Here is a 26,668-nt window from a genome sequence, read left to right as displayed (position 1 = left end):
CTCAATCGTCGCCAAACGAAGGGGTGGCGGCTGTACGCAGGTTGGCGAACCGGGATAAACGAGCAAAAACCGGCAGACCCGAAGGTCTCCCGCGCACAGCCGCCATAACGCGGCTTTGCGGAGACAAGCATACCTGCAATTAAGCTCAGGAAGCTTTTGCACATTTTATCGACGAGTCGCCAAACCCGTGTCGCCAATATGGGCGACCGGAAGACTTTAAGCCCCAGTCGTCGAACGGTGCAAGGTGCCTACAGGTGAGAATTTGTAAGTGTTGAAGACCGTCGTGAAAACTCTCTCTTAAAACCTCAGCCTGCCGGCGACAGCGCCCCTTAAGGGCGTCGCTGCCGGCAGGTTCGGGCTTTTCTGTTCACGTTACTAGGTCGATCTCCTGACGACCGTCACCGCATTCGTTTCTTGAGGAGGGAGTGGCATGGGGGGTCTGGGGGCCGATGTTACTGGTCCTGGTGTTACTGGTCCTGGTACTGGTTCCAGCATCGATGTGACTGATATCCGCCGGCCCACATCGACGTAGGCTCCTGCCTGCCCAGCTAATGGACTTAGTGGGATCGTTGCTGTTTGTACCGTTGCCACAGGTGCTGTTTGATTTGCTGCCTGACGTTCGAGGTAGCGAAGACTCTCCAGGTCCTGGCGCGCGTTTTCTATTGCCCTGGCTTGATAAGCCTGGCGCTGATTAGATCGTGATGCCGCTTGCCGCACGACCCCGCCCGTGCGACCAGAACCGAAGTTACCTCTCGCCTGAAAGGCCCCCATCCCGATCGCGCCCAAACCGGCAAACAGCATCACGCCGCCAACGCTTGCCAGCACAGTCTTGGTGCCCTTGCCCTTCACGGCAAAGGAAGAAACTATCAATCCTCCGCCGATCAAGGCCAATAATGATCCGATCGCGGTAAAGGAAAAATGCCCACTCGGATCGGTTCGATTGACCGGATCCCCGCCACAGTAGGCATAGGCATTGACCCCGCCCTGCTCAAACGGGCTGATCGAGTCAGGGCTTTGAAAACGCATCAGTCCCGGGCTATACACCCGGTAGCCGTTTCCCAGCAGATAGCACTCGTTGACGTCCTCACGCAGTTCACCGTTGAAGCCCAGTGTGGCGCTCGCCGCCTCGCCGGCACTGCGATGTCCGTAGGCGTTGTACGCCATATCCTGATGCGTGGCGCCCTGGCCAAGCTCACTGATCACGCTGTTGCCGAGAGTGGTCGCGAGCAGGCGCGTCGCGCTGTCCTGCCGCTCGGCCAGGACACTGTCGCCGCCACGCATAAAGGTCCGGTTCTGCCGAGGCCCGAGGGTATTAGCCAGTTCGCCATCGCGATAGAAGCGTTGCTGACTATTGCCCCCCTCCTCCTGCCGGGACAACTGGTCCAGCGGATCATAGGCGTAGCCACGCGGCGCTCCGCCGTCCGGCGCGCTGACACTGAGCAGGCGATTGAGCGCGTCGTATTCCAGCGTACGGCCTTGCTCATCCGTCGTGAGGTTGCCGTTGAGGTCATAGGTCAATTCGATTTGCGACGGGTAGCCCATGCCGGGATTGCTGTTGAGCACCTTGCTCAACTGCGCCGGATCGGGATTCTGGTAGTGGTAATCGGCCCGATTGATCTCGCCGCCCACGGCGGTGGTCACCACCCGGGTGATATTGTCCAGGGCATCGAAGCGAAACACCTGCTGGCTGATGGGGTTGCCATAAGGGTCCTGTGGCGGCTGGCTGCCGGCGCAGTCATAGATCTGCAAGCGGCCGTTGAGGTCGTACTCGTACTGCTCGCTACGCAGTTGCGTCGAGCCCTGCGACAAGCTGCGCGTGACCAGCGCATCGACCGCGTCATAGGCCTGGGTCAACGTCTGCTCGACACCGTCCAGGTCGAAGGTACGCTGGGTTTCCCGAGAAAACTCATCGTATTCGAGGGTGATACGCACCTGTTGGCCGCTGGCGGAATCACGGGTATGAATGCTCCGGGTCCGCCCCAGGCCATCGTAGCTGAACGTCGAGGTCGTCGTGCCCAACGCCGTCTGCTTCAGTTGCCCGGTACGTTCGTCATAGTCATAGGATTGCGTCTGGCCAAGCACATCGACATAGCTGCGCAGCAGTCCGAGGCGGCTGTAGTCATAGTGCATGGCATGGCTCTCGCCGCCCTGGACCAGGGACTCGCTCTTGAGCTCGCCGGTGCTGAAATACTCGCGCGTCAGTTTCTGCCCCGCCTCCTCGCACCAGAGCAAGCGGGCATTGGCGTTGTCATAGTGATAGTCGGCTTCGCCGCTGGGCAGGCGACGCATCAGCGGCTCCTCGCCAAGTTGTGGCTGGTACTCGTAGTCGATCGATTCGCCGCTGGGCACCGTCACGGTTTTCGGCTGGTTCTGGCCAGGGTCGTAGACATACTCTTGCACGCGCCCACCAGTGACCGAACCGATCTTGCGGTCGAGCCCGTCGAAGCTCTGCTCGCCCAGCACCACGCTGTCGACGCTGATTTTGATCGGCAAATCTTCCGTGCTGTGCGCGGCATATTCACGCAAGACCTCGGCGCCTTCCGGCAGGGTGCTCTGTTCCAGGCGATCAAAGGCATCGTAACGGTATTGGGTGCGGGCATTGCGACCATCGATGTCCTCGATCGTGCGGCCCAGACCATCCTGCACGTACTCATGCAGGCTGACGGTGCGTTCGTCGAGCCCCAGGCGCTCGACCCGTACCGGCTTGTCGAAACGATCGAGCCAGGCCACGGTCTTGCCCGACTTGAGCGGGTTGCTGCCGCTGCCTTCCTGCCAGACGGTCTGGATCGTCCCGTTGTGGTCGGCGTTACCGATCGGGTCGATCTGGCTGTACTCCTTGACCCCCAACGGATTGGTCACGCACAACTGCTGGCCCCAATCATCGTATTGATAGTGGCTGCTCAGTTCGAGGTCCCGGCTGCCCAACCAGTCAACCTGGGTTTCCCGGGCCAGATTGCCCAACTCATCGTAGCCTGCGCTGTAGGTCGTTCGAAAATCCCGCGCACCACTCTGGCTATCGGCATTCTGGCGCTCCTCGCGGATAATCCGGTTCAGGCCGTCGAACAGGCTGCGCGTCTCGACCCCCTTGACGTCGGTCACCACTTGCTCGGCTTGTTGCCCGTCCATGGCGACCAATACATAACGATAGTGCCGGGTGGCGCGGAACTCATCCGAGTTGGGAGCCACCGTCTCGCTGGTGACCCGCCCGAGCCGATCGTAGCGCCGCAGGATCTCGACATCGTTGTCATCACGCTCCAGTACCGGTTCGCCACGGGTCAGCGAGCGTTGCAGGGTGATGACTTTCTGTTCGCCATCGAACCCCGTCAGGGTTTCCACGGTTTGCAGCACCGGCTCGCCGGCCAGCCGGCTCTCGGGCGTGCTGTATGCGTACGCAGTCTCCAGGCGTTGGCCATTGCGGGTTTGTTCGCGCCGCGCCAGGCGACCGTGCAGGCGGCTATCGCCGGGCGTGTCGAAGTACTCCAGCAAGGTGCTTTGCAGCTCCGTCTCGGCCGCTCCGTTCATCTCCAGCAAACGCTCCTGGCTGGGCACCAGGCTGAGGTTGCGGCCACTGTTCGTCAGGGCGGCCAGGGCGATATAACGAAATGCCGTGCGCAAGGTCGGCGCCTGGGTCCCCGTGGCCGAGGCGGGATACACAGTGGTATGGCGTAGGTTGCGGACAAAATCTTCCGGGTCCTTCGGACATTCGCCGGGTACTCCGGGCTTGTCGAAGTACTCATGAACCGACCTGACCCCATTGATATCGACTTGTTCGGTCAGGTTGCCAAAATCGTCGTAGGCCGTGGTCTGGATTTCGCTGCGGTAGCGGCTGGGGGTACTGACCAGACTCCAGCTGGATTTCACCTCCTTGGGCAACTGGCACTGTGGCGGTTGCAGCGCGAAGGGTTTGTCCTCGGCGTAATAGGTGGTCTCCACGGTCTGGCGACAGTCGCCCTGGGTGGTGACTTCCTCCGTCAGCAGATGAAAGCGGTTATAGGTGCGCTTGACGGTCCGTACTTCGCGGGTGCCCACCAGCAGGGTTTCGGTCGAGCCATAGAAATAGGTGTGGGGCGCATTGTAGAGATTGTCCACATCGTTGCTCCAACTGAGGGACGCGCCATTGCCGAGAAAATTGTGATTCAGGTGGTCGTTGTAGAGGTAGGTCACCTTGGTCTCTGGCTGGCCAAAACCCGGCTCGGTGGTGTGATGGGTGACGCGCGGCAACGCCGCACGGCCGGCGGTGCTGGGGAAGATATGGCCCTCATCGCGGTATTCGATAGTTTCCACGCCGCCCGTGGGGTTGTGCACCGTGCGCAGACAGTTCAGGCCGCGGATACTGTCGCCATAGTAGAAGCGCCAGGAGGGTTGCGTCTCGCCGGGCAGGGTAATCGCCATGACCTTGCCGCCAGTCAGATGCAACAGGTACAGCGCCTCGCCGGCTTGCCCGGGAAACAGCCGCAACTCGACCTCGTTGGTGCTGCGCACGACTTGCAGCAAGGTCGGGCCCTGCTTCTCGACAATGCTGGAAAGCAACTGACCACCCTGGAAGGGGACATAGGTCAGGTCGACCTGATACCCCTGTGCCGAATAGATCTGTACTGGCAAGGCCACCCGGTTATCGCCGCTGCCGCCGGTCTGGAGTATTTCCACCTGACCGGATTTGTGCACGATACGGTAACGGTCATTGCCCTCATCGTAGAAGTGGAAGGTGTCGAGTTTCTTTTCCTCGATATCCGGCTCGTCGCCGCTGCTGGTGACCTTGAAACTTTCCCCCGTATTGAGGGTGATCACCTGATTGTGCGGAGTGTATTGCGACAACCGCAGGTTCCAACCCAGGCCATAACCGCTGTCGAGGGTATTGAGTGGGTTGAAGTCCAGGCTGATGGGAATCACCGGGCCATTCAACAGATGACTCTGCAGTTCCGGCAAACTGATCGACTGGGTATATTGGCCGGTACGTGGATCGACGCCGTTATTCATGAAACTGGTAAAATTAAAGGCATTGGAGTGCACAGACGTTGAGGCGCTCATTGCTCTTCACCTTCTCTTCAATACAGTCAATTAGGCGGTGGCGCCGCAACGGCCCGATGTCTCTCAAGCCGGCAGCGCCCGGTCGAACTTCACAAAAAGCTGAAAACCAATTTATTCCGGCTGTCATAGACCGACGGTGACGGGAAGCCGATGGTAATCCGGTGAAGATTGCCTTCCTGGTCAATCAACCTGAACTTCACCGGCGGATCGAGCTCTTTGCGAAACTCGATAGCGACATCCGGACTCATGCCGTCGTACCAATAGGGCATGGTCGCTTCTCGATGCAGGCTGACCATCAGCCCGCCGCGGTTCGGACCTTTATTGGGAACAAAGTCCGAGTTGAGGATTTCCGCCGGTTTCTGCACACCGAGCAACTCGTAGAAATGCCCGTCGAAGGTCTCTTCCAGCGGTGGGTTATCCCGATTCAGGCTCGGCTGCGGATAAAAGGCACAACCGGTGTAGCTGAAGAAGGTTTCCTCGAGCAGTTCCGATTCCCATTGGATGGTCGAGCAGTTGGCCTCGATGCTCATGACCATGAACCCCACCGGGAACTGGCCCAGCCGTCTATAGGTCAGGTGCCAGTAATCGATCGAAGTCAGGTAATAATCGAATTCATTGCCATCGGGTCCCGGCTGGCCCACGCCATCGACCCGTTCGCGCCGGAGCAGATAATCGGTGTTGCGCATGTAGTCCGGCGTCGAATCGCCCAGGCTGGTGTCGACAATAGGTATCGCGACACCGGTGAGCTCCACCTCCTTGTTCAGCGAACCCACTTCGAGCGAATTCTTGTACGAGCCAAAATCATCGCGAAACCGCGCATAAAACGTCCGAGACTCCTCAATGGCAAAATGCACCTGCAGGCGACGCGAGCGGGTGCGGTTATTACGTGGGGCGATCTCTTCAGGTTCGGCAGACTCCCTGACCACACCGGTGGAATACAAATTGAAGCGGTTCCTCTTGTCGCTGACCATCTGCTCAGTGCTGCCTTCGGGTATGCCCTCCTGATGGGGTAGCAGAAGTTTCAGAGGGTGTTTGGTTTCGCCATCGACGATTTCAATGCTCGCCAGCTCGCTATCGCTCAGCGGCACATCATAGTTCCGGTCGCCGATCTTGACCGCCTTGGTCTCGACTTCGATCAGCACGGTAATCTGTTGTCGACCGTTGCTGTAGCAGCGGTTCACGCCCCCCGGTACCGTCAACGTGAAGGACGCGAGCTCCTCCCAGTGTGGCTCTGCCTGCACCCGGCGCGAGAGCTGGACCACCGCATAGCCGAACGGATTCATCAGGTTGTCGACATGCTTGCAGGTGATGATCGCCACCGAATGCGCGAAGCTCTCCGGCGCCCGGTAGAGCCCCTGCTCATTGATCTCACCCTCGCCGAGCACGCTCCACTCGAACAGGTCGGCGGGATGGTCGTCGACGCTGAACTGGATCACCTCGCCCGGGTAGACCGGCCCCGAATAGTTCGGCCCCACGGCCAGCTGCGCAGTGCGGTTGAGCAAGATAACCGTGGTCTCGGCGCTCGACTCGGTGTCATTCAGCCCGATGCGCTGGACCTGAATCGCCGGATCCTGGCTGCCCAGCGCCGGTGGGGTATAAATCACCTGGTTGTCATCGATCTTGGTCAGGCTGCCCAGCTCCGGCTCAAGCCAGCGTAAGGTATTGGCCGTCAGTGTCGCACCGCGGATCTCGACCGGCTCCGGGTTCGCGACGCGGGTACTGCGCACGCAGACGCTCGCGGAAATCAAGGTGCTCTGCGGCGCCCCCAGGACCACCGCCGAGGCGGTGTACTCGCGTGGGGGCAGGTTGCCACTGGCCGGTTGCCAGTAACGCGCGGTGACCACGGTATGCACAATGTCCTCAGGCATATCATCATCGGCGGGCACGCTGGTAAACAGCCCATTGGGACTGATCGAACCGCTGGCCTGTATGTAGTTGACCGAATGCGGTGGCAGCCATTCGACCCCGAGCACCGGCGTGCCATCGCCCCAGACCGCACGGAACTGCTGGGTTCCGCCGTTTGCCAACTCGGCGAAAGCCGGCTCCAGCAACATAGTGGTGCGCGTGCTCTGCAGATTGCCGAACACCGCTGTGTCATAAGGACGCTTGATCACCGCCTCGACAAACTCATAGTCGTTGTACAGCGCAAAACGCTTGAGCAATTCAATGCGCTGCTCGTTGATATAGCGGCGCATTTTGCGGGCAATCACCAGGGTCGCCGAATACATCGGCTGCGGGTTGCCTTGCGGATCGGTTTGGATATCGTCAGGAATCAGGTAGGGGAAACTACCGCCTTCGGTAGGAAGGTCGCCGTCTTCTTCATTGGCCCGCAGCCGGATCAGAAAGACCACCGCGCCCTCCTGGGCATTCAGCGCACCGGCCTTCTCGGCCCCCGGCGCACGCTGGGTGACCACACGGAAGCTGGCGGGACTCAGGGGGTTGTAGCCGCTCAGGTCGAGACGACTCAATTCGAAGACCCGGCGGCCCTCGGGCAAGGCGGCAAATTGCTCCAGGAAGAACTGGCCGATCAGCGTTGGCGAATTGCCTCGGCCACGTCCGAGGTTGCAACGGGCACTTCTCGCCTCGGACAGGTCCAGCAATACGCGCCCTACCTGATCGACATTGCCTTGCGCCTGGGTTAGGGGAATCTCCAGGACCAGCTCATGACCCATCCCGGGTTCGATGGACTGGGACATGATAAACGAGGGCATCTGCCCGGCAGGCTCGTCACCTTGCACCGCCACCCCTCCGACCAGGGGAAAGGTCATGGTCACGGTCGGATTGCCGAGCGAGGCCGTTTCAAAGGACAGCGTCGGTGTCCCCAGGACCACCGAATACAGGTCGATAAATTCATAGGTCACTGTGGACAGCCTCACCCGTCCGCTGATCGGCGGCGGAAAATTGCTTCCACTGAAACCGGCGGCAAACTGCTGCTGCAAGGCCAGGTTGAGACGCCGCCGGTCGAATACCGCAACCGCGCCCCAACCGCGGGTGACCGTATCACCCTGCATCTTTTCCAGTAACTCTTCCAGCGAGTTGGTAGCCATCTTGCACCTCTGTATATAAAGACGCGTGAGTCATTACCGAGACGCGATCATTTGCGTTTGAGGAGTTTGATAAATTGTTCTTTCTTCACCAGCGGCAAGGGCAAGATGATAAACCCGGTATAATTCATCGGGCCGGGCAGAAAAGCGGTAATCACCGCAAAGTGATTGGTATCGCCTTCGCGCTGGGTAAAGACACCGTCGGCGTTGACCTCACCCGAACCGCAGATATGCTCCCAGCGGATCCCGGGGAACACTTCGCCGTCTTCACCATAGACCACCAATTTAATCTGGTTATCCGGCAGACCGTACGCCTCCAATACTTCCGGAAACATATTGGCCGGGCGATGGGCAACCAGAACATAAGAGGACTGGGTGGTTTCAACCCCGTCCTTGGTGACACTGACCTTGACTTCATCAATATGGTAATACTTACCGGTTACTTTCGGCCCCGGCATATATTTCATTTCCTTGTCGTTGCTGCCATAGACCCTGGCGCCATCCTCTTGATTGGCAATAGACCATACCAGGTTCCCCTCTACCAAGGTCCCGGCGGATAACTCGAGGGCTTTTTCTTCGTCCTCCTCTCCGGCGCTCGCCATTTGAATCAAAGGATTGACAGTGATATCCCTGACCACCACCGTCACCAACGCATAACTGACCATATTGCCCGGCGCTTCGGCAACAATCCTCACCCGTTTGAATTGCCCGGGAATTTGTGCAAGTACGGGTGCCGTATACCAGCCATCGGGCTCGATTTTTCCGGGGTAACTCTCATCGCTCAAACGGCCATAATTGTCCTGGTTGTTAATATTCTCGACCCGCCAGGTGATATCGCTGCGCGCGGGCGTCGTCTTGAACTGGAACCGCCGACCGGGGCCGATTAGGGTTTCGAGGGGGGAGATCTCAAACGCCAGGCGATTCGGGGCGATATCGCTGAAGTAGATCAAATCGCCTGGCTGCCGGGCATCGAGCAGTTTTACCGCATTGTTCGAGTGAAACAACAGACTGTGCAGGGCCACGGCATTGATATCCAGGATCGGCTCGGCAAACGCCGCCATGGCCTGGCGACAGGCTTCGGGCAGCAAGCTGGCTTCGACATACTCGGCGATCTCGGGAAAATATTCGGCCACGCCGGCGATCGTCGCAAAGCCGCCCGGTTGGGCCTTGAAGATCGCCTGCCGGTTCTGTTGCGTGGAGATCAACTCCAGCCCTTCGCCATCGACCCTGAACCTGAGTTCGAACTCCTCCTCCCAGACCCAGGCCACGCGCATGCTGGCCCGATGGGTCTGGCCACCCGCCGTGGTGATCACCTCTGCCTCTTGCTCACCCGAGCCTTTCCACGCCAGGCGGATCTTGCCACTGACAAAATTCAAGACCAGGGTCGCCGCATCCGGATTGGCCTGCTTGAACAGATTCATCGACAAACGGGCAATCTGGAATTTGCTGAAATGGGCCAGGGTCGCCGCCGGCCAGCTGGTGACGCGCTCCCCGGAGGTGGCGCGCACGCCGGTGACAAATACCTCCTCAATACCCTCGACCACAGCGGTAAAAGGCGTACTGCCGGTGTGCATGCGTTTGCAGCCCTCGACAAACATCTTTTGCATAAAGAAGCGATGCCCCAACAACATCGCTGAGGAATAAGGCCTGTCGCTGGGAATCAGGTAATGCAGCGCCTCATTGCTCGATGGTATATCACCGTCGGTACCGCCTTGCATGGTGACAAACATCAACACCGCGCCTTCGTCGGTGATCGGAGCGCCTGGGCCGGGGTTATAACGACCATGGGTCCGCAGTTTAAATGACTCGGGCTTGAGGAAGTCCTCTTCACGAATAACGATACGGCTCAATTCAAATTTCTTGACGGTATCATCCAGGTTGTCGAAAAATTCTTTGATGCTTGCTCCACCGATTACCCGAGCCTCATAGGTCTTGGCAAACCAGACTTGAAAGTTGGTACCCTTGCTGGTGTTGAGCACCACCTGTCCAATGGAATTGATCGGCTCATCGTTTTGTAGATTCAGTTCAGTGGTCGCAGTGACCCGCTGGCCATCCAGGGCATCGAGGGCGGCGATCTTGTTGATATAGCGTTCACCCCCTTCCGGCTCGCCAAACGCGAATTGCGTGCCCCCCATCACCTTCATGGTGAAATCGACCATCGAGCTATTGATATTGGCCCCTTGGAAAGAAAGTACCGGCGCATCCAGTAAATAACCGATGACCACGGTCGAGCTGTTTCGCGACAATTGGATATCTTCATTGAACAGTGGAAAATAAGACGCTGTATTGAACCGCTCGATGTACTCCTGGCGTAACAAGCGGTTGGCCTGGTCACGGTCATAGGCAATCAATGCATCCCAGGTCGAGGTTCTCGGTTTTACACTCAGCCACTGAATCAAACTATCGTAGGTGTTCAGTTCCATGACCTATCCTCTCAATCACGTTGTTATTTCGTGTTTTGTCGGCAGCCCCATGAACGGGCCATAGCCCAGACAAAACCTTGTTTAAATACCCAGGCTATCGAGGTATCGCCGGCTACTGAGCAGGGGCAAAGGCAAGATAATGAAACCGCTCAGGTTCAATGGACTGGCTGTTTTGAAAGCGGTAATAACAGCAAACTTGTGATGCCCTGCGGGATCGACACTAAAACGCCCGCTTTCACTTAACCGCCCGGAACCGGCGAGCAGTGTCCAGGTAATGCCCTCGATGGGCTGCTCATCTTCGCCGCGTGCAACGATTTGCACCTGGTCTTGCGGCAAGTCCAGGCTGTCATCCACTTCAGGAAAGATATTCGAGGCTCGATGGGCGACCAGCACAAAGCTCGACTGGCTATTGCCGGTGGACGAATTCTTTTCCGTGACCAGCACTTCATCCAGTTTGAAGTATTGACCGGTCACTTTAGGCCCCGGTACATACTGCATGTCCTTGGGAGACGTTCCGCTGAGGGTGGCGCCACTCGAAAGATCGGCCATTCTCCAGATCAACTCGCCGCGACCGCTGCTACCGGCCGACAAGGCCAACGGTGTCGAGTTGCCCGCGGTGGCGGTTTGCACCACCGGATTGACGGTAATATCGCGGACCACCACCGTGACCAGGGCATAGCTGAAGATCGCCCCATCGGCGGTGGCGGCCTTGACCCGGACCCGCACATAACTGCCGGCAATCACGCTGGCCGCGGGGGCCGTATACACCCCCGTGGTCGGATCGATCCGGCCGATATTCGGGTTGCCATCCAGGCCTTCGACCGACCAGCGCAGCCCCGAGCGCGCGGGGACAGTCGCAAAGCGCTGCTCGGCACCATGACCGACCACCGGTTCCAGGGGGGTGACCACAAAGTTGTTCGCGCCGGAGGCGATCTTGCCAAATATCGCCATGTCCCCGGGGACATGCAGGGCACTGAGCTCAAGCCGGCCCTGGCGAAACAGCAGGCTGCCCAAGGCGAGTACCGAGACCTCTTCCCCGGTGCTGGCAAAACGTGCCGCCGCCTTGCGCATTTCCTCATTGAAAAAATCAAGGGCCTGGTTTTCCAGGGCATGCATGATCTCCGCCGCCGGCGGTGCATCAGCCGTAACCTCGGACGGATGACTGACCGGTCCGACCTGCGGGGTTCCGGTGGTTCGCAAAACAAGATCAAGGTCATTGACCTGCATTTTAAGCGCAATGGTCTTGTCCGCTTGCACGCTGTACTGACAATCGAAGAGCATTTCGCCCTTTACATACTTCAGCTCCTTCGCACGCATCGCCACACCGTTGTAGGTGTAGAAGTGCTCCGAAGAAAAAACCTGACTGGCCAGTTTCCAGGTCACCAGGGCCTTGTCACCCTCGAAGCGCACTTCAAGCGAACTGGCGTACTCGGGATTGGCCACGCTATATAATAAAAATCTCACGCGGCCCAATACAAAACGTTCACCCGAGCCCGTGAACACCAGGTTCTCATAGGGCCTTAACTCGCCGCCCCTGGCGTCCATGCGCTGGAGTCGGTTGTTCGCTACTGTGAGTTCAAAGGGCAAGGTGGCCGTATCCGACAAGCCGGCCAACCGCCGAACCGCAGCGAGAAATACCCTTTCCGTCAGGGCCTGCCGGGAGACCAGAAACGTCGAGGAATAATCACCGGCCGGGATCAGATACTGGAAGTCATTCTCCGAGGAGGGGAAGCGCCCCGCCTCACCGCCCATCAGGGTAATGAAGAACACCACTTCCCCGTCGCCAAAGTTATCCGCGCCATGGCGACTGGCGCCTGGCGCCGCATGGGCACGAATGCCGAAGCTTTTCACTTTCAGCAAGGGGTTGCCCGCCGTGCTGAAGGTGTTCAATACATAAAGTTTCTGCTCTGGCTTCAACACCTCGTCGAATAATTTTTGAAAGGTCGCCCCGGCCAGTTTCCTGGCCTGCGGACTCGCGGAAAAACTCAACTCGAAGTTTGTGCCCTTGGCCATATCGACCACGACACTCCCCGCCGAATCGACCGTACCGGGCATCACCGCCAACTCGACATCCATCGTCAGCTGTTGGCCATCCAGGGCATCGTTGACCTCGACCTTGTTGACATAACGTTTGCCGCCCGGTGGCTGGTACATGGACAGTTGGGTACCGCCCACGACCTTCAGGGTCATTTTGGCCACGCCGCTCTTGATGCTCGAGTTTTCAAAGGACAGTCGCGGCGCGTCCAGCTCATAGCCGATCACCAACTCATCCACGCCATCCTCAGTGGGAATATCCTCATTGACCAACGGCAAATACGCGGCGCTATTGAATCGAGCAATATATTCTTGGGCCAACTGCGCATTGACTTGCGCCTGGTCATAGGCGGCAATCGCATCCCAGCCAGACAGGCCCTTGGTCTTCAACCAGTTGACGATATCCGTGACTGAGTAATTGCTCATTGCCGGTCTCCTTGCTCATCGCTCAAGGCTTTCATGCCCGCAACTCGACGTAGCCGTTCAGGCAGTCGTAAGCCGAGTCGCCGTTGTCGAAGCTGATACTGGCCTTCAAGGTAAAAGACGCGTTGAGGGCCAGTTGCCGGAGGATGTCGCGGGGCAACTTCCTGGATATTTTCCTGGCCGAGACATCGGCGTTGTTGACCGGGTAATCGGTCAGCAGAAAATACGGATCTATTGCCCCACCGCCGGGCCGCGTACCGGTCACTTGCAGGGTGAGCCACTGTCCCTGGCCCATGAAGGTCCAGAGCTCGACGCAGATATCCACCCCGTCTTCCGTCACGCTGCCCAGGGACAGCGGCCCGCCACGTGCCTGCTCGCAATAGACGGTGGGGTAAGTCGAGCTCTCCAGCGGTTGGATGCGCAGATTGAAGGCATCGGACGGCGTCGGCTGGCCGGCGCCCGGGATGATCAGGTAGAACACCGGAAAGCGCCGCGACTCGCCGAAGGCCATATTCGCCGGGACATAACGCGGTGGAATGAAGTAGCTGCCATCGCTTTCCGCAGTCCTGGCGATATAGTTGCCGTTGTTCGGGTAACCCGCCCAATGCATTTCGACCCGCTCATCCGGGCCGATCTGCACCTCCGCCGGCACGGACACCGTCACCCCGCCCCGGACCGACTGCGCCAGCAGGAAGCCCTTGTATTCGCCGCCACTGCCTTCGGGGGTGGCCCCTTGAATCTGTGGCGGTGGCAGGTTCCGTGGGAGCAGTATGCGCAGCACCAGGTCCACGGAGGAGCGGGCAAACCCTTCGCGGGCGTACTGGTAGCTGCAGTGCACCTCGCCGCCCTGGTTGTCGGTCAGCCAACGCGGCTCCAGATGAAACTCCAGCACGCCACTGTCGAGAACCGACAGGTCGATGCGCAATGACTTGATCACGCTGGCCGTGGAACGCTCGCCGGTCCAGTACAGCAGCACTTCATCGCCAGGGAGCATGCCGGAGTCCAGATCGATGATCAGGGTCAGGCCGTCGGGAAACTGCCGGGGGTCGATCTCCGTCCCCACCAGGTCCTTTACCCGTACTGCCACCAACAGCGGCACATTCGGGTCCGGCGGCACAAACTCGATGACCTGCATGATCGATTCGCTGTCACCGCCGCCGATATACTCGACGGTGTAGCGGGCTTCGACATAGTCCATGCCGACCACAAAGCTTCTTGGCACCGCCCAGCTCAACGGCCGGCCAATGTCCTCGGCGACCAGGGTCTTGGTCTGGCTCCAGAGGTCGTCCGGCAGGCCGTGGTAGAACACCTCCCAGAAGAGCTTCACCTTGTCGCCAACGCTCATCGCCGCATAAGGCGAGACCACCGCGGTCACGGTCGTGGTCGCGGGATCGAGCGCCAGGGCGTGGGATTCCTTGACCTGGGGCACCGGCAAGGCCGAGGAGCGCACGCCGACATAACAGAATTGTCGCTGCGATTCGGGGCCGCGATTGGTGGGGTCGGCTGGGGGCGCTACCGAGTACGAATAGAATCCCCAGCCCTGATCCAGGTGCTTGATCAGCGAATGCGGGATATCCACCGGCATCCCCAGTTCCGGGGTGTAACCGGCGGCCACGGTGACATCGACGCGTTGATTGACATAGTCATGCACTTGGCCCTGGGCACTGCAGCCGCGCCAGTTTGGCCAGAGTACATCGTGGATGGCTATCACATCGTATTTTATATAAGTCCGTAACGGATCACCTGCAAGCTGTTCAATATCAATGATATTGCCAGCCAACAAGCCGGGAATATGGGGCACAGGTAAGTCCGCCATGAATGTTGCTCCACGGTAATCAGTCGTCGTCGTAAAAGACCTGTCCCGTCAACAGCGGACCGCATTACTCCAGTGGAAGTTTTTTACACCCAGCCCCGGGGACTGGCAACCTAGCAGAACTGCTAGGTTGCCAGCGCGTTATTTACTGTTAGTGTTGCTTACAGCGATCCCCCCAGAGCAACTTCGCGTTGGCGACCGATCGCAAAACCTCGAAACCCATGGCTTCTCGTGGGGTGCTGATCGTCACGGAAAAAATATAATTTTTCCGCACCTCATTATTTTTATCCGAGGAAAATCAATATGAATATCCCGGCTTCGATCCAAACCTTAAGAACCTGGCGTTATATTGGCTTCGTTGCCTGTCTATTGGCCGCTACCGTTTTTTCGACACTTCCAGCGCACGCGGACAATTCGTCAAGTAAACCCACCCAGGCCACCCCGAGAACGCCAGCCACCATCACACCCGGCGACTGGGGCAATGAAGTTGAGTTCAATCCCGGTTACACATTGAAGTGTCTGTCCAATCAGGTACTGGTCGGCGTCGCCCCCCGGTACGGTGGCATCAATGAAAAAAAATATATGAAAATCCGCTGCGCCAGCGTCCAGCAAAACGGCCAACCGGTGACGACCAGCGCTGAGAGCAGTGCGGACACACCTGTCCGCCAAGGTATCAAGTACCAGTGCCCGGCCAACAAGGTACTGACCGGTATCAGTTGGCATGCGGAGAATAGCTACGTGGCCAATCGCTACTTCTGCTCGGCGCTAACAGATGGCCTTTGGCAACTTCCGGTGGAGACCATCGTTGGTCCGGATTCCGCTGACCACACCTCAAGCCACAGTTACGAATGCCCCGCCAATTCAGCGCTGGTCGCACGCTGGGACAGTAGCGGATCGGGCACCAGCAACTATCACGTCAAGTATAACTGCGCCACCTTGTGGTAGTGGGTCAATGCTCGACTTCTTCCACGGCAGACTTTGCCAGTCGTCTTGAGGTATCTCCAAATGAACCGTTCGACTATAGCCACACTGGTCTGCGTACTGGGCCTGGGTCTCTGCACTTTCAGCCTGAGCTGGGCCGCCACCGCGCCGAAAAGCCAGGGTACCCTGGTTATCCGGGATGTCCAGGGCGATATATGCACCTTGCCTGGCCCCGCCCCCGGAACAACCGTGAACTATGATTTCACCGCCCCCACCTCGCCCTGCCCCAATGATAAAACCTTCAGTATGGAAATCGTTGAGTTCCCCTCGGCCATGACTATTCTGATGACCGATAATTCGCACTGCGAAAAGAACTTCAACGATTATGGCGGTGAATTCTGGCTGGAACTCAAGACCACCAAGAAACTTACCACCTCGAGCAAGATCAGGGAAATTGCCCATATCGCCTCGAGCCCCCCTGGAACGATTATCGACCCGGGCGTACTTCTGGTGGCCGTGGAGAAAAAAGACGGCCATGTCATTATTCGCGACAATGTTTCCTGCATCAAGATCACGGCCTCGGGCACACCACCCGCCAATAAATAACGGCGTTTTCAATTATCGAAATTTTTTACCGTATGGACTTTCGACATGACCACGCTCAGCACTGTACATTCAAACGCATTTAACTTCGTCCATAACAGTGTCGACCCGCGCACCGGCCAATATACGCTGTCCATCAACTTGCCGGAGCTCAAGAGTCACCAGCTCTGCGGCCCGAGTATCCCGCTGGGCCTGGACTTCAGCCCGCTCAATACCCTCGACAGTGGTTTTGGCCTGGGCTGGAACCTGCGGTTGTCGCAATACACCCCGCACAACCAGGTGATCACCCTCAGTACCGGGGAAAGTTTCAAGGTCACCAGCAGCGGCGACGAGCCGGATATCAAGGAAAAGAAACTCGACACCTTCCATTTCTACGACGAAGGCAACGACCGCTACCGCATCGTGCACAAATCCGGCCTGGTGGAAATACTCCAGACCGGCGGCAGCGGCGATAACCGGGTGGCCTTGCCGGTGGAAATCCATTCGGCACTGGGACACTATGTTGAACTCGACTATGTGCCCTTCCAGGGCGGCCAGTTGCTCTCCAGCATCGGCGAGAAGGACGGTCCGACCTTGCTGCAGGTCGTGCGCAGCACCAACGAGGTCGAGTTGCGCTTGCTTCCCGGGCAAGCCGGCGAGGCGCTGTACCTGTTGCATCTGACTGGCGGCAAGGTCATGGCGATTACCCTGCCCGGCGAGACGCAACCCGCCTGGCGCTTTCACTATGGCGACAGCATCCGCGGCATGACCTGCTTGCGCTCGGTGCAAAACCCCACGGGTGGCGTGGAAACCATCGAATACCGCGATGAAGGCCATGTATTCCCCAGCTCCGCCGGCCGCACGGCGCTACCGCGCGTCACCCATCACACCACCGAGCCGGGCTTTGGCCAGCCACCGATCAAGGCGACCTACCAGTACAACGATCACCTGAACCACAATTTCCTCGGCAATGGCGCGTCCCTCAGTTGGAACAACGATGTGGACAATCTCTACAACGCGCCCCACACCTATCTCTATGGCTCGACCGCGATCCTGCTGGTGGGCACCCGCGAGGTACGGACCGTCAAGCGTACCTATAACCGCTTTCATCTGCTGACCGAGGAAGTCACCACCCAGGGCGACTGTCGCCAGACCGTGCAGACCACCTATTACGCCGAGGATGTCCCCTTCGAGCGGCAACCGCCGCAGTACCAGTTGCCCAAGGAGGTAAAAACCAGTTGGAACCTGGTCAGCAACCCCAACCAGTATCGCAGCGAAATCCAGACCAGCGCCTATGACGACTTTGGCAACCTGACCGAACAGGTCGATATCAATGGCGTCCGCTCGGTTCATGAGTACTTCGACAAGGACGGGATACCCGGCGAATGTCCGGAGGACCCGGAAGGTTTTGTCCGCAACCCACGCCATATCACGGTGTATCCGGCCCCGGCGGCAGGCGAGCAGGCACCGACCTTGCGCACGACATTTCGCTATATCGCCATAGCGCCACTGACAGGCAGCAAGACCAAGGGCTATCTGGAAGCCCGCGAAGAGCGCATGTCACAGATGATGGGTGACGAGGAGATCCTGTTGCGTCAGGTGGTCCGCAGCTTCAACAACGCACCGGAGGACGCCTATCTGCATGGCACCCTGGCACGCCAGACCGACACCCTCAACGGCAAGACCAGCACCACCGACTATCTCTACAATCCGATCGACAGCGAGCTGGCCGGGGAGCCCGTGCAGGAGACCCTGCAAACCCTGACCAACAACTTCGATGAGCTGAGCAAGACCGTGACCTTTCACCATGCGCGGGGCAGTGGCCGGCTGGTGCTGCAAACCGATGCCGATGGTGTCGCCAACCACTACCGCTACGATGCCCAGGGCCGGCTGATCAGCGAAACGCTGGCCCCCGGGAATCCCGAGTACAGCGCAACACGCCACTATGCCTATATCGTCGAAGGGCAGCAGCGCGGCCAGGTGCAGACCGATATCAAGGGCGTCAAGCGCAAGGACCTGTTCGATGGCCTCGGCCGGATCATCTACACCGCACTCCTGGAGCCCGGCAGCCAGGACTACCGGCAAACCTATGCGGCCAGCTATGACGCCCAGGACTGCCTGATCTCGGAAACCGAGTACGACTGGCTGGCTGACCAGAGCCAGGCTTTTCTCACACTGACCCGCCAGTATAGCTACGACGATTGGGGCCAACAGTGCCGGGTCAGGCAGGCCGACGATGTGGTCAGCGTGACCGAGCGCTCGCCGTTCGGTGAGTCCGGACCGCGGGAGCGCAGTTGGCTGGAACGTGCCGATCGGCCGGGCATTGCGCTGAGCGGTGAAGTCCTGACCCTCTACAACCGCTTCAATAAACCGACTTCAATCACTCGCCAGGCTATCGACGGCACACCGGCGGGCGTTACCGAGTACCAGTACGACGGTCTCGGCAACTGCCTGCAGCAGACCGAACGGGTGGACGGCCAGGAGCGCATCCACCATTACGAATATGACGTCTGGGGACGCATGGAAGCTACCCGACTGCCCGACGGCACCCGTGTCGAACGCAGCTTTGCCGAGCACAGCAATACCGAACTGCCGGTCAAGCTGAAGGTGATCCCGGGCAACGAGTCACTGCCCGAGGTGCTGGTCGGTGAACAGGCCTTCGATGGGCTGCTGCGCCTGACCCAGGTCAAGACCGGTCCGCGCATCGAGGAGTATCGCTACGAGGCCGACCAGATGCAGATCAGCCAGAAGATCACCGCGGCCAACCAGACCTTCGATTATACCTACGACCTGGCACTCACCAACCAACCCAAGCAGATCAGCACCGAGGAGAACGGCGTCGCGCATACCGCGACCTATCGCTATGACCCGAAAAGCGCGCGCATCCTCGCCAGCACCAATGCCCAGGGGGAACGCAGCTACGAGTACGACAGTAGCGGGTACCTGCAGATGGAACGCTGGACCGACAGCACCGGCATGACCCAGGAACGCCATTACGTCACCTCCCTGCAAGGCCGGCAAAAGAGCCGCACCAGCGAAACCCCCGGCGCCAAGGCCAGCCGCCTGGAAACCCTGTTCGACTATGACGCGCAAGGCCGGGTCAAGCAGATGATCCAGGGCTCGCTGCAAGCCGACCTGGAGTACAACGAGCGTGGTCAGTTGAAAAAAACCACCACGGAAAACCTGCAGAGCCATGATCGCCTGGTCAATGAGCAGGAATATGACAGCCTGGGCCGGGAAACCAAGCGCACCCTGAGCCTGACCGGGCATCCGCCCCTGACCATCAGCCAGACCTGGCTGGCCGATGACAAACTGCACAGCCGCCATCAGGAAACCGACGGCCGCAGCCTGCTGCATGAAACCTTTGCCTATGATCTGCGCGGGCGCCTGGAGGAGTACCACTGCTCGGGCGAGACCCTGCCCAGGGATCGCTATGGCAATGCCATCCTCGACCAACTGTTCCGCTTCGATGACCTGGACAATATCACCCGCTGCACCACCACCTTCGACAATGGCGACACCAATGTCGCGCGTTTCACCTACCCGACCGACCCGAACGAAGATCCTTGCCAACTACTCAGCGTCGGCAACAGCTATACCAGCGGCGGTTATCCGGAAAGCCAGGCGTTTGCCTATGACGCCAATGGCAATATGCTCAACGACGAACAGGGCCGGCAACTGGACTACGACAGCCAGGGGCGCCTGCTGGCGGTGAAGAGCGCCAATGACGCCAGCGTGCTGAGCCAGTATCGCTACGACAGCCACGACCATCTGGTCGGGGTGCGCCAGGCCGACCAGGGCGAGCAGTTGCGCTTCTACGAGGGTTATCGCCTGAGTCATACCGTCCAGGACGACCGGCATACCCACTACCTGCATCTGGACGATCGGCCCCTGGGTCAGCAGCAGCTCGACGAGCTCCAGCAGACCCTGCTCCTGCTCACCGATGCCAGCCCCAGCGTGATCGGCGAAAGCCTGCAGGGCAGCCTGCGCATCGGGACCTACAGTGCCTATGGCGAACGCGACAGCCAGCAGGCCCTGCAGAGCCTGCTGGCCTTCAATGCCGAAGTCTGCGAGCCCGGCAATGGCTGGTACCTGCTGGGGCGTGGCTATCGGGCCTACAACCCGGGGCTGATGCGCTTCCATAGCCCGGATACGCTGAGCCCATTCGGTGCCGGTGGCCTCAACGCCTATATGTACTGCCTGGGCAATCCGATTGCCTTTAGCGACCCGACCGGCCATGCCGGCTATGCCGGCGTACGCCCGGAAGACCCGGGCTATCGCCCCCCCTACGAGCAGCCGTCCGAAAAATCCGGTGGTTGGGCCAAGTGGCTGGGAATCGGCATATTCGCGCTGGTACTGGTGGGCACCGTCGCCTCGATGGGCTATTCCCTGGCAGCCGCGCCCTCCGCCATTGCGCTGGTCAAGACGACCGGCTTTATGATGACGGCTGGCAGCATCCTCCTGCAAACGGGCGGCCTGGCGTTGCAAGTGGCGGGCGAGCTGGGCAAGGACGACAACCTGAGTCTCGCCGGCGCGTCGCTGTCCGGACTCGGGATGACGATGGCCATGTTCGGCGTGTTCCCAATGTTGAGCTACGTTGCCCAGGCAAAAGCCGCGCTGGCAGGAGGCGCAGCAGTAGCCGGAGGGGCCGCAGTGGCTGGAGTTCCGGGACCAGCGGGGCCTCCCGGACCTCCCGGACCTCCCGGACCTCCTGGTGCTCCTGGTAAACCTGGTGCTCCTGGTGCTCCTGGTGCCCCAGGTAAGCCCGGTGCTCCTGGCGCTCCTGGTGCTCCTGGTAAACCTGGCTCTAATACAAGGGTTAGAGATACGCAGTCGGTAGAAGTTGAATTTTCAGCTTCGCAGCCCAGTACCGCTAACAACGGATCCCCACCAAGCTCACCCGGGACTGCCAGAAATAAATATGTCCAACGGCCAGGTGAATCTTATGGCGCATTTCTTGAGCGTAGCCATCAGATGCGCGAATCCAAACGGATATATGGCGACAGCTATAGAAAACACAAGGGCTGGGGCGTCGGCTGATCGAATAGCCTCTATCCATTGAATGATCCAGAACACCGCGATAGCCAAATATTTCGCTATCGCGGTGCCTGCCCCTTGGTTCCTCCCCACGCAAACTGAGAACTCTCTCATATCCCCCGCCCCCTAGCGCTTTCTAGAATCCCCGCCGCCAGGACACGCTGAATTCCCTGACAGTTTTGTCTCCCTTCGCAGTGCATGACCGGCCCGCGCCTGGCTGTCGTACCGGGCACTGCTTCCTACAAGGATCATTCCATGCAAAGAACCCTGCTCGCCCTCGCCCTGAGCCTGGCCGGCACCTCGGCTTTCGCCACCACCGGCACGATCAACTTCGAAGGCAAGATCACCAGCAGCACCTGCCCGATCGAAGTGGTCAACCCCGAGGACGGCGCCATCGGCAACCAGGTCAAGATGGGCAGCGTCGATGCCGGCCGCTTTACCGCCCCCGGCCAGGAACTCAAGGGCAAGAGTTTTGTCCTGCGGGTCAAGGACAGCTCGGGCTGCGGCAGCAGCACCGATGAAGCGGTGGTGACCTTCAATGGCACCGCCGATCCCAGCGGCAAGTACTTCTCGGTCGGCCCCGACAGCGACAGCAGTGTCGCCAAGGGCGTGGCCATCTCGATCCGCGACAAGAGCGGCAATTCCATCGACCCGGGCAGCGACTCGGTGCCCTATGACCTGAACGTCACGGGCCCGACCGACATGCTGTTCAATGCCTACTACCGCCGTATCGCCGCGGCGGGCGGCACGGTGGAAGCCGGCACGGCCTCGGCCGATGTGCAATTCGTGGTCGCGATCAACTGATCGCAGGCCAGGTCCCCTTGAACCACGGGCCCGCGCCTCGGCGCGGACCTGTCACGCCACCCCCGGGCGCGCTGGTGCGCCTGCTCCACAGGGATTGCCCCATGTTCGCCTTTATCCCGCGGACGGCCGCCGGCCGGCCGCTCCTTGGCATCGCGCTCGCCTTGTTGTTGAGCGCCCATGTTCCCAGCGGCCAGGCCGCCCTGGCCATCAACGCCACCCGCGTGGTGTTCGACAGCGACAAGCGCAGCGTCGCGCTGATCGTCAGCAATCCCAGCCGCAGCACCTATGCCGTGCAGACCTGGGTCAATACCGCCAGCGACGATACCACCACGGCGGTGCCCTTTATCGCCTCGCCGCCGCTGTTCCGGCTTAACCCGGGCAAGGAGCAGCAGGTGCAGATCAACGGCCTGCCGGCGTCGCTGCCCAAGGACCGCGAATCGCTGTTCTACTTCAATGTGCAGGAAATCCCCCAGGCCGCGCCGACCCAGGACAATGTCCTGAATGTAGCCCTGCGCACCCGGATCAAGCTGTTCTACCGCCCGGTCGAACTCAAGGACAACCCGGTTGCGCGACTCAAGGAACTGCAGTGGTCGCTGCGCCAGGTCGCCGGCCAGCCGCGCCTGGTGGTGCATAACCCGACGCCCTTCCATGTGTCGTTCAGCCGGATCGAGATCACGGCCGGCGGACAGCGCCAGAACCCGCGCACGATCAGCATGGTCGAGCCCTTTGCCGAGCAGAGCTACGCCCTCGACACGCCCCCCCGCGGCAGCGACTGGCAAGTGGTGTTTTCCGCGATCAATGACTACGGCGGCCAGACCCCGGCCTTGACCCTGCCCGTTCGCCTGGCCCCTTGAGGCACAGGGCGCCGCGCTCACCTGCCAGGACTCCTATCATGCACCGACACCCCGGACACGGGCGCTTGCGCCTGCTCGCACTGTTTGTTATCGGCGCCGGTGGCTTGCTGCCCAGCCACCAGCCGCTCCTGGCCGCCGAGGCCATCGAATTTCATGCTGGCTTCATGCACCAGGCCCCGCAACAAAACACCGACGCCGGCGCCCTGGCCTTGAAGAACCTGGCCCATAGCGAAGACCTCGGGCCCGGGCGCTATTGGGTGGAAATCCATGTCAACCAGCGCTACAGCGGTTCCAGCGAGATCGAATTCAAACAGCTCGCCGACAGTCACGGGTTGACGCCCTGCCTGTCCGGTGAACGCGTGGCCCAATGGGGCCTGAAACTCGACAGCCTGGACGATCCCGACCTGCTGCAAGCCGCCTGCGTGGACTTGCCCAGGCTGGTGCCGGGGGCGCAATTGCAGTTCGATGCCAGCCAGCTGCGGCTGGACGTCTCCGTGCCACAGATCGCCATGCGCCGGGATGTGGCCGGGCAGATCGACCCGCAACACTGGGACTACGGGATCAATGCCGGGTTTATCAATTACCAGCTCTCGGCCCAACAGGGCAGCAGCCAGTATCGCCGGCACTACAGCAGCGACGACCTGTACCTCAACAGCGGTCTGAACCTGGGTGCCTGGCGCTTGCGCAGCAACCAGTCGCTGCGCCAGGACGAAGCGGGTCGGCGACACTGGAACCGTGCCCATACCTACGCCCAGCGTGACCTGCCCGGCACCCTGGCGAACCTGACCCTGGGGGAAACCTTCACCAGCGGCGATATTTTTCGCAGCGTGCCGATCAAGGGCGCGATCGTCGCCTCCGACCCGGGCATGCTCGCCGATATCCAGCAAAACTATGCACCGATCATCCGCGGCGTGGCGCAGACCCGGGCGAAACTGGAAATCCGCCAGAACGGTTATCCGATCTACGCCACCTATGTCAGCCCCGGTCCCTATGAAATCGACGACCTGAGCGCGGTCGGCAGCGGTGAACTGGAGGTGATCCAGACCGAGGCCGACGGCCAGGTGCAGCGCTTTACCCAGGCCTATGCCAGCCTCGGCAATCTGCTGCGCAAGGGGGTCTGGAGCTACAGTGCGGTGGCCGGGCGCTACAACCCGAACAGCCAGCTCGATCAACCGATGCTCTGGCAAGGCACGCTGGCCATGGGCATGGACTGGGCTTCGAGCCTCTATGGCGGCGTCATGGCCAGTGATTTCTACCAGGCCACGACCCTCGGCCTGGCCAAGGACTTGGGCGCACTGGGGGCGCTGGCGCTCGATGCGACCCACTCCAGAGCCGATATCGGCAACCTCGAGAGCCCGTCCGTCGAAGGCATGAGCTACGCCTTGAAGTACGGTCAGACCTTTGCCTCGCGCACCAACCTGCGCTTTGCCGGCTATCGCTACTCGACCGAGGGCTACCGCGATTTCGACGAAGCGGTGCGCCAGCGCAGCCTCGACTCGAGCTATCGCGGCAGCCGCCGCAGTCGCCTGGAGGCCTCGGTCTACCAGCATCTTGGCAGCCAGAGCGCACTCAGCCTGACCCTGTCCAAGGAAGACTACTGGCGCAGCGACTATGAACGCCGCCAGTTCCAGTTCAACTTCACCACCCAGCACCGGGGGGTCAGCTACAACCTGTTCGCCTCGCAGTCGCTGAGCGATGAGCGTCAGTCCGGGCTCGACGGCAACCGCCTGTTCGGCCTGAGCATTTCCCTGCCGCTGGGCCTCGGTTCGACGAGCCTCGCCAGCTTCGACTGGCAGAAGAACGCCGGGCGCTACAGCCAGCGCACCAGCCTGAGTGGCAATGCGGCGCAGAACCGCCTCAATTACCGCGCCAGTGTCAGCCACGCCGATCACCAGGACGCGGCCGCGCTCTCGCTGGCGTATCAAGGCGCCCAGGGCAGCCTCGGCGCGGGCTACAACCAGGGCCAGGATTATCGCAATGTCTCGCTCAATGCCACCGGCGCGGTGCTCGCGCATGCCGACGGGATCGAGTTCGGCCCTTACCTGGGCGAGACCGCCGGGCTGGTACAGGTCCCGGATATCGCCGGGGTCGGGCTGGTCAATGCGACCGGCGTCGAGACCAATGCCCGTGGTTATGCCGTGGTGCCTTACCTGCGGCCCTATCGGAGCAATCAGCTGGCGCTCAAGACCGACCAGTTGGGCCCCGAGGTGGAAATCGACAATGGCACGGCGCAAGTCGTGCCGCGCCGCGGGGCCGTGGTCAAGACCCGCTTTGCCGCGCGCGCGGTGACCCGCCTGATGCTCACGACCCGCACCGGCGACGGCCAGCCCTTGCCCTTCGGCGCCCAGATCAGCGATGCCGAAGGCACGCTGCTCGGGCATGTCGGCCAGGCGGGCCAGGTCCTGCTCTCGACCGTGGCCACGGCGCAGACCCTCGATGCGCGCTGGGGTGACGCCAGCGAGTCGCACTGCCAGTTGCACATCGATCCACAGGTCATGGAGCAGACCCAGGGTTACCGGTTGCAGACCCTGGACTGCCTGCCGCCCACCGCCATCTTACCCGCGAGCGGCGCACTGCCCGCGCCCTCCGCGTCTTCAGGACAGCAATCATGAAACTATCCAACGCGCGTATCGCCGGCCTGTTCGGGCTGGCGCTTGGCTGCCAACTGCCACAGGCCATGGCCGGCACCGGCTGCTACTGGCTGGGCAACCCGGGCCCGATGACCTTCACCGCCGACCTGGGCAGCGTGTACGTGCCCCGCGACGCCGCGACGGGCAGTGTCATCGGCCATCTCGACCGCTTCGTCAAGCCGGGCAATGCCCAGGGCCTGGCGATCATCTGCGAGAATGACGATATTGCCCGGTTGACCTTCGATGCCATGGCCAGCGTGCCGCGGGTGCCGAACAAGTGGCCGGGCAACAACGGCATCAACGCCGACAGCCTTTTGCAAACCAATATCCCCGGGGTCGGCGCACGGATCCGCCTGGGCTTTCCGTTCGACGGTTCGGCGAACAACGCCTTCACCCCGGTCAATGGCGATCCGACCGTCCCCTTTACGGCCGAACACCAGCGGCAGATGGGGGTCAACCTGCGCTTTTCCGAAATTGAAGCCAGGGTCACGCTGGTCAAGACCGGCGATATCGACCCCGGTCCGCAGCCGATCCGGGACCAGGAGTTATTCAGTGGGCAGTTGACCGGGATCGCCGGCAAGGCCCTGGGGTTTGCACTTTCCGGCACGGTGATCCAGGCCCATTGCGGCGCCAGCAGCACGGTCAGTGCCGATCCGGTGGAACTCGGTGATTGGGACCAGCAGGACTTCAGCCACAAGGGCTACACCACCAGGGCGGTGCCCTTCAGCATCACCCTCGGCGCGTGCGTGGCCGACCCGGACCCGAGCCTGCCGAATATCGCCACCGCGCATATCCAGCTCGACCCGATCAGCGGCTCGACGCCGCTGCTGCCGGACATCGGCGTCTTCAGTCTGGCGTCCTCCGCCTCGACCGCCGAAGGCGTGGGCATGCAGATACTTCAGGAGGACGGTTCGACGCCGCTGCGATTGGGTGACGACAATCGCCTGATCCCGATTACTTCGGGCACTACGGTGCTGGGCCTGGCGGCGCGTTTCTACCAGACCGAGGACCCGGACAAGATTCGTCCGGGCAGTGCCAAGGGCGCCTTGAGCTTTACCATTACTTATCAGTAACC

Annotated in this window: 12 protein-coding genes; 7 read left to right on the top strand and 5 right to left on the bottom strand. The window is 60.5% G+C overall.

Annotation, left to right across the window (positions count from 1 at the left end; all coding sequences use genetic code 11):
* Nucleotides 1-375: 375 nt before the first annotated feature.
* The 5 genes from NUH87_RS25715 to NUH87_RS25695 all read right to left on the bottom strand — a co-directional run bounded on the left by NUH87_RS25715 (nucleotide 376) and on the right by NUH87_RS25695 (nucleotide 14,768).
* Complete coding sequence (locus NUH87_RS25715) at nucleotides 376-5,028, bottom strand: RHS repeat-associated core domain-containing protein (RefSeq protein WP_338523185.1); 4,653 nt, start codon at nucleotides 5,026-5,028, stop codon at nucleotides 376-378.
* An 89-nt stretch (nucleotides 5,029-5,117) separates the two neighbouring features.
* A complete protein-coding gene (locus NUH87_RS25710; protein ID WP_338523184.1) occupies nucleotides 5,118-8,075 on the bottom strand; it encodes a hypothetical protein in 2,958 nt (985 codons plus the stop codon).
* A gap of 47 nt (nucleotides 8,076-8,122) precedes the next feature.
* Complete coding sequence (locus NUH87_RS25705) at nucleotides 8,123-10,495, bottom strand: hypothetical protein (protein WP_338523183.1); 2,373 nt, start codon at nucleotides 10,493-10,495, stop codon at nucleotides 8,123-8,125.
* Nucleotides 10,496-10,576: 81 nt separating this feature from the next.
* Nucleotides 10,577-12,955, bottom strand: a complete 2,379-nt coding sequence (locus NUH87_RS25700) for a hypothetical protein (protein WP_338523182.1) — start codon at nucleotides 12,953-12,955, stop codon at nucleotides 10,577-10,579.
* Nucleotides 12,956-12,986: 31 nt separating this feature from the next.
* The gene (locus tag NUH87_RS25695; protein ID WP_338523181.1) at nucleotides 12,987-14,768 is read right to left on the bottom strand and encodes a hypothetical protein; all 1,782 of its coding nucleotides are present in this window, start codon (nucleotides 14,766-14,768) and stop codon (nucleotides 12,987-12,989) included.
* 300 nt (nucleotides 14,769-15,068) lie between these two features.
* On the opposite strand from NUH87_RS25695, the gene NUH87_RS25690 reads away from it, so the two are divergent.
* From NUH87_RS25690 to NUH87_RS25660, 7 genes are all read left to right on the top strand, one after another.
* Nucleotides 15,069-15,710, top strand: a complete 642-nt coding sequence (locus NUH87_RS25690; RefSeq protein ID WP_338523180.1) for a hypothetical protein — start codon at nucleotides 15,069-15,071, stop codon at nucleotides 15,708-15,710.
* Between the two features lie 60 nt (nucleotides 15,711-15,770).
* Nucleotides 15,771-16,292, top strand: a complete 522-nt coding sequence (locus NUH87_RS25685) for a hypothetical protein (protein WP_338523179.1) — start codon at nucleotides 15,771-15,773, stop codon at nucleotides 16,290-16,292.
* Between the two features lie 45 nt (nucleotides 16,293-16,337).
* Entirely contained in the window at nucleotides 16,338-21,308 is a 4,971-nt protein-coding gene (locus tag NUH87_RS25680) for an RHS repeat-associated core domain-containing protein (protein WP_338523178.1), read from the top strand.
* 252 nt (nucleotides 21,309-21,560) lie between these two features.
* Entirely contained in the window at nucleotides 21,561-22,109 is a 549-nt protein-coding gene (locus NUH87_RS25675; RefSeq protein WP_338523177.1) for a fimbrial protein, read from the top strand.
* A 101-nt stretch (nucleotides 22,110-22,210) separates the two neighbouring features.
* Nucleotides 22,211-22,963: a molecular chaperone gene (locus tag NUH87_RS25670; protein WP_338523176.1), complete on the top strand. Its 753-nt coding sequence runs from the start codon at nucleotides 22,211-22,213 to the stop codon at nucleotides 22,961-22,963.
* Between the two features lie 38 nt (nucleotides 22,964-23,001).
* The gene (locus NUH87_RS25665; protein ID WP_338523174.1) at nucleotides 23,002-25,575 is read left to right on the top strand and encodes a fimbria/pilus outer membrane usher protein; all 2,574 of its coding nucleotides are present in this window, start codon (nucleotides 23,002-23,004) and stop codon (nucleotides 25,573-25,575) included.
* Nucleotides 25,572-26,666: a fimbrial protein gene (locus NUH87_RS25660; protein WP_338523173.1), complete on the top strand. Its 1,095-nt coding sequence runs from the start codon at nucleotides 25,572-25,574 to the stop codon at nucleotides 26,664-26,666. The genes NUH87_RS25665 and NUH87_RS25660 overlap by 4 nt, the downstream gene beginning before the upstream one ends.
* The last annotated feature ends 2 nt before the right edge of the window (nucleotides 26,667-26,668 follow it).

Origin of the sequence: Pseudomonas batumici (assembly GCF_036585405.1) — a bacterium.
Classification (GTDB): domain Bacteria; phylum Pseudomonadota; class Gammaproteobacteria; order Pseudomonadales; family Pseudomonadaceae; genus Aquipseudomonas; species Aquipseudomonas batumici.
The sequence above is the reverse complement of the archived record's forward strand: the minus strand, read 5'-3'. Positions and strand labels throughout refer to the sequence as shown.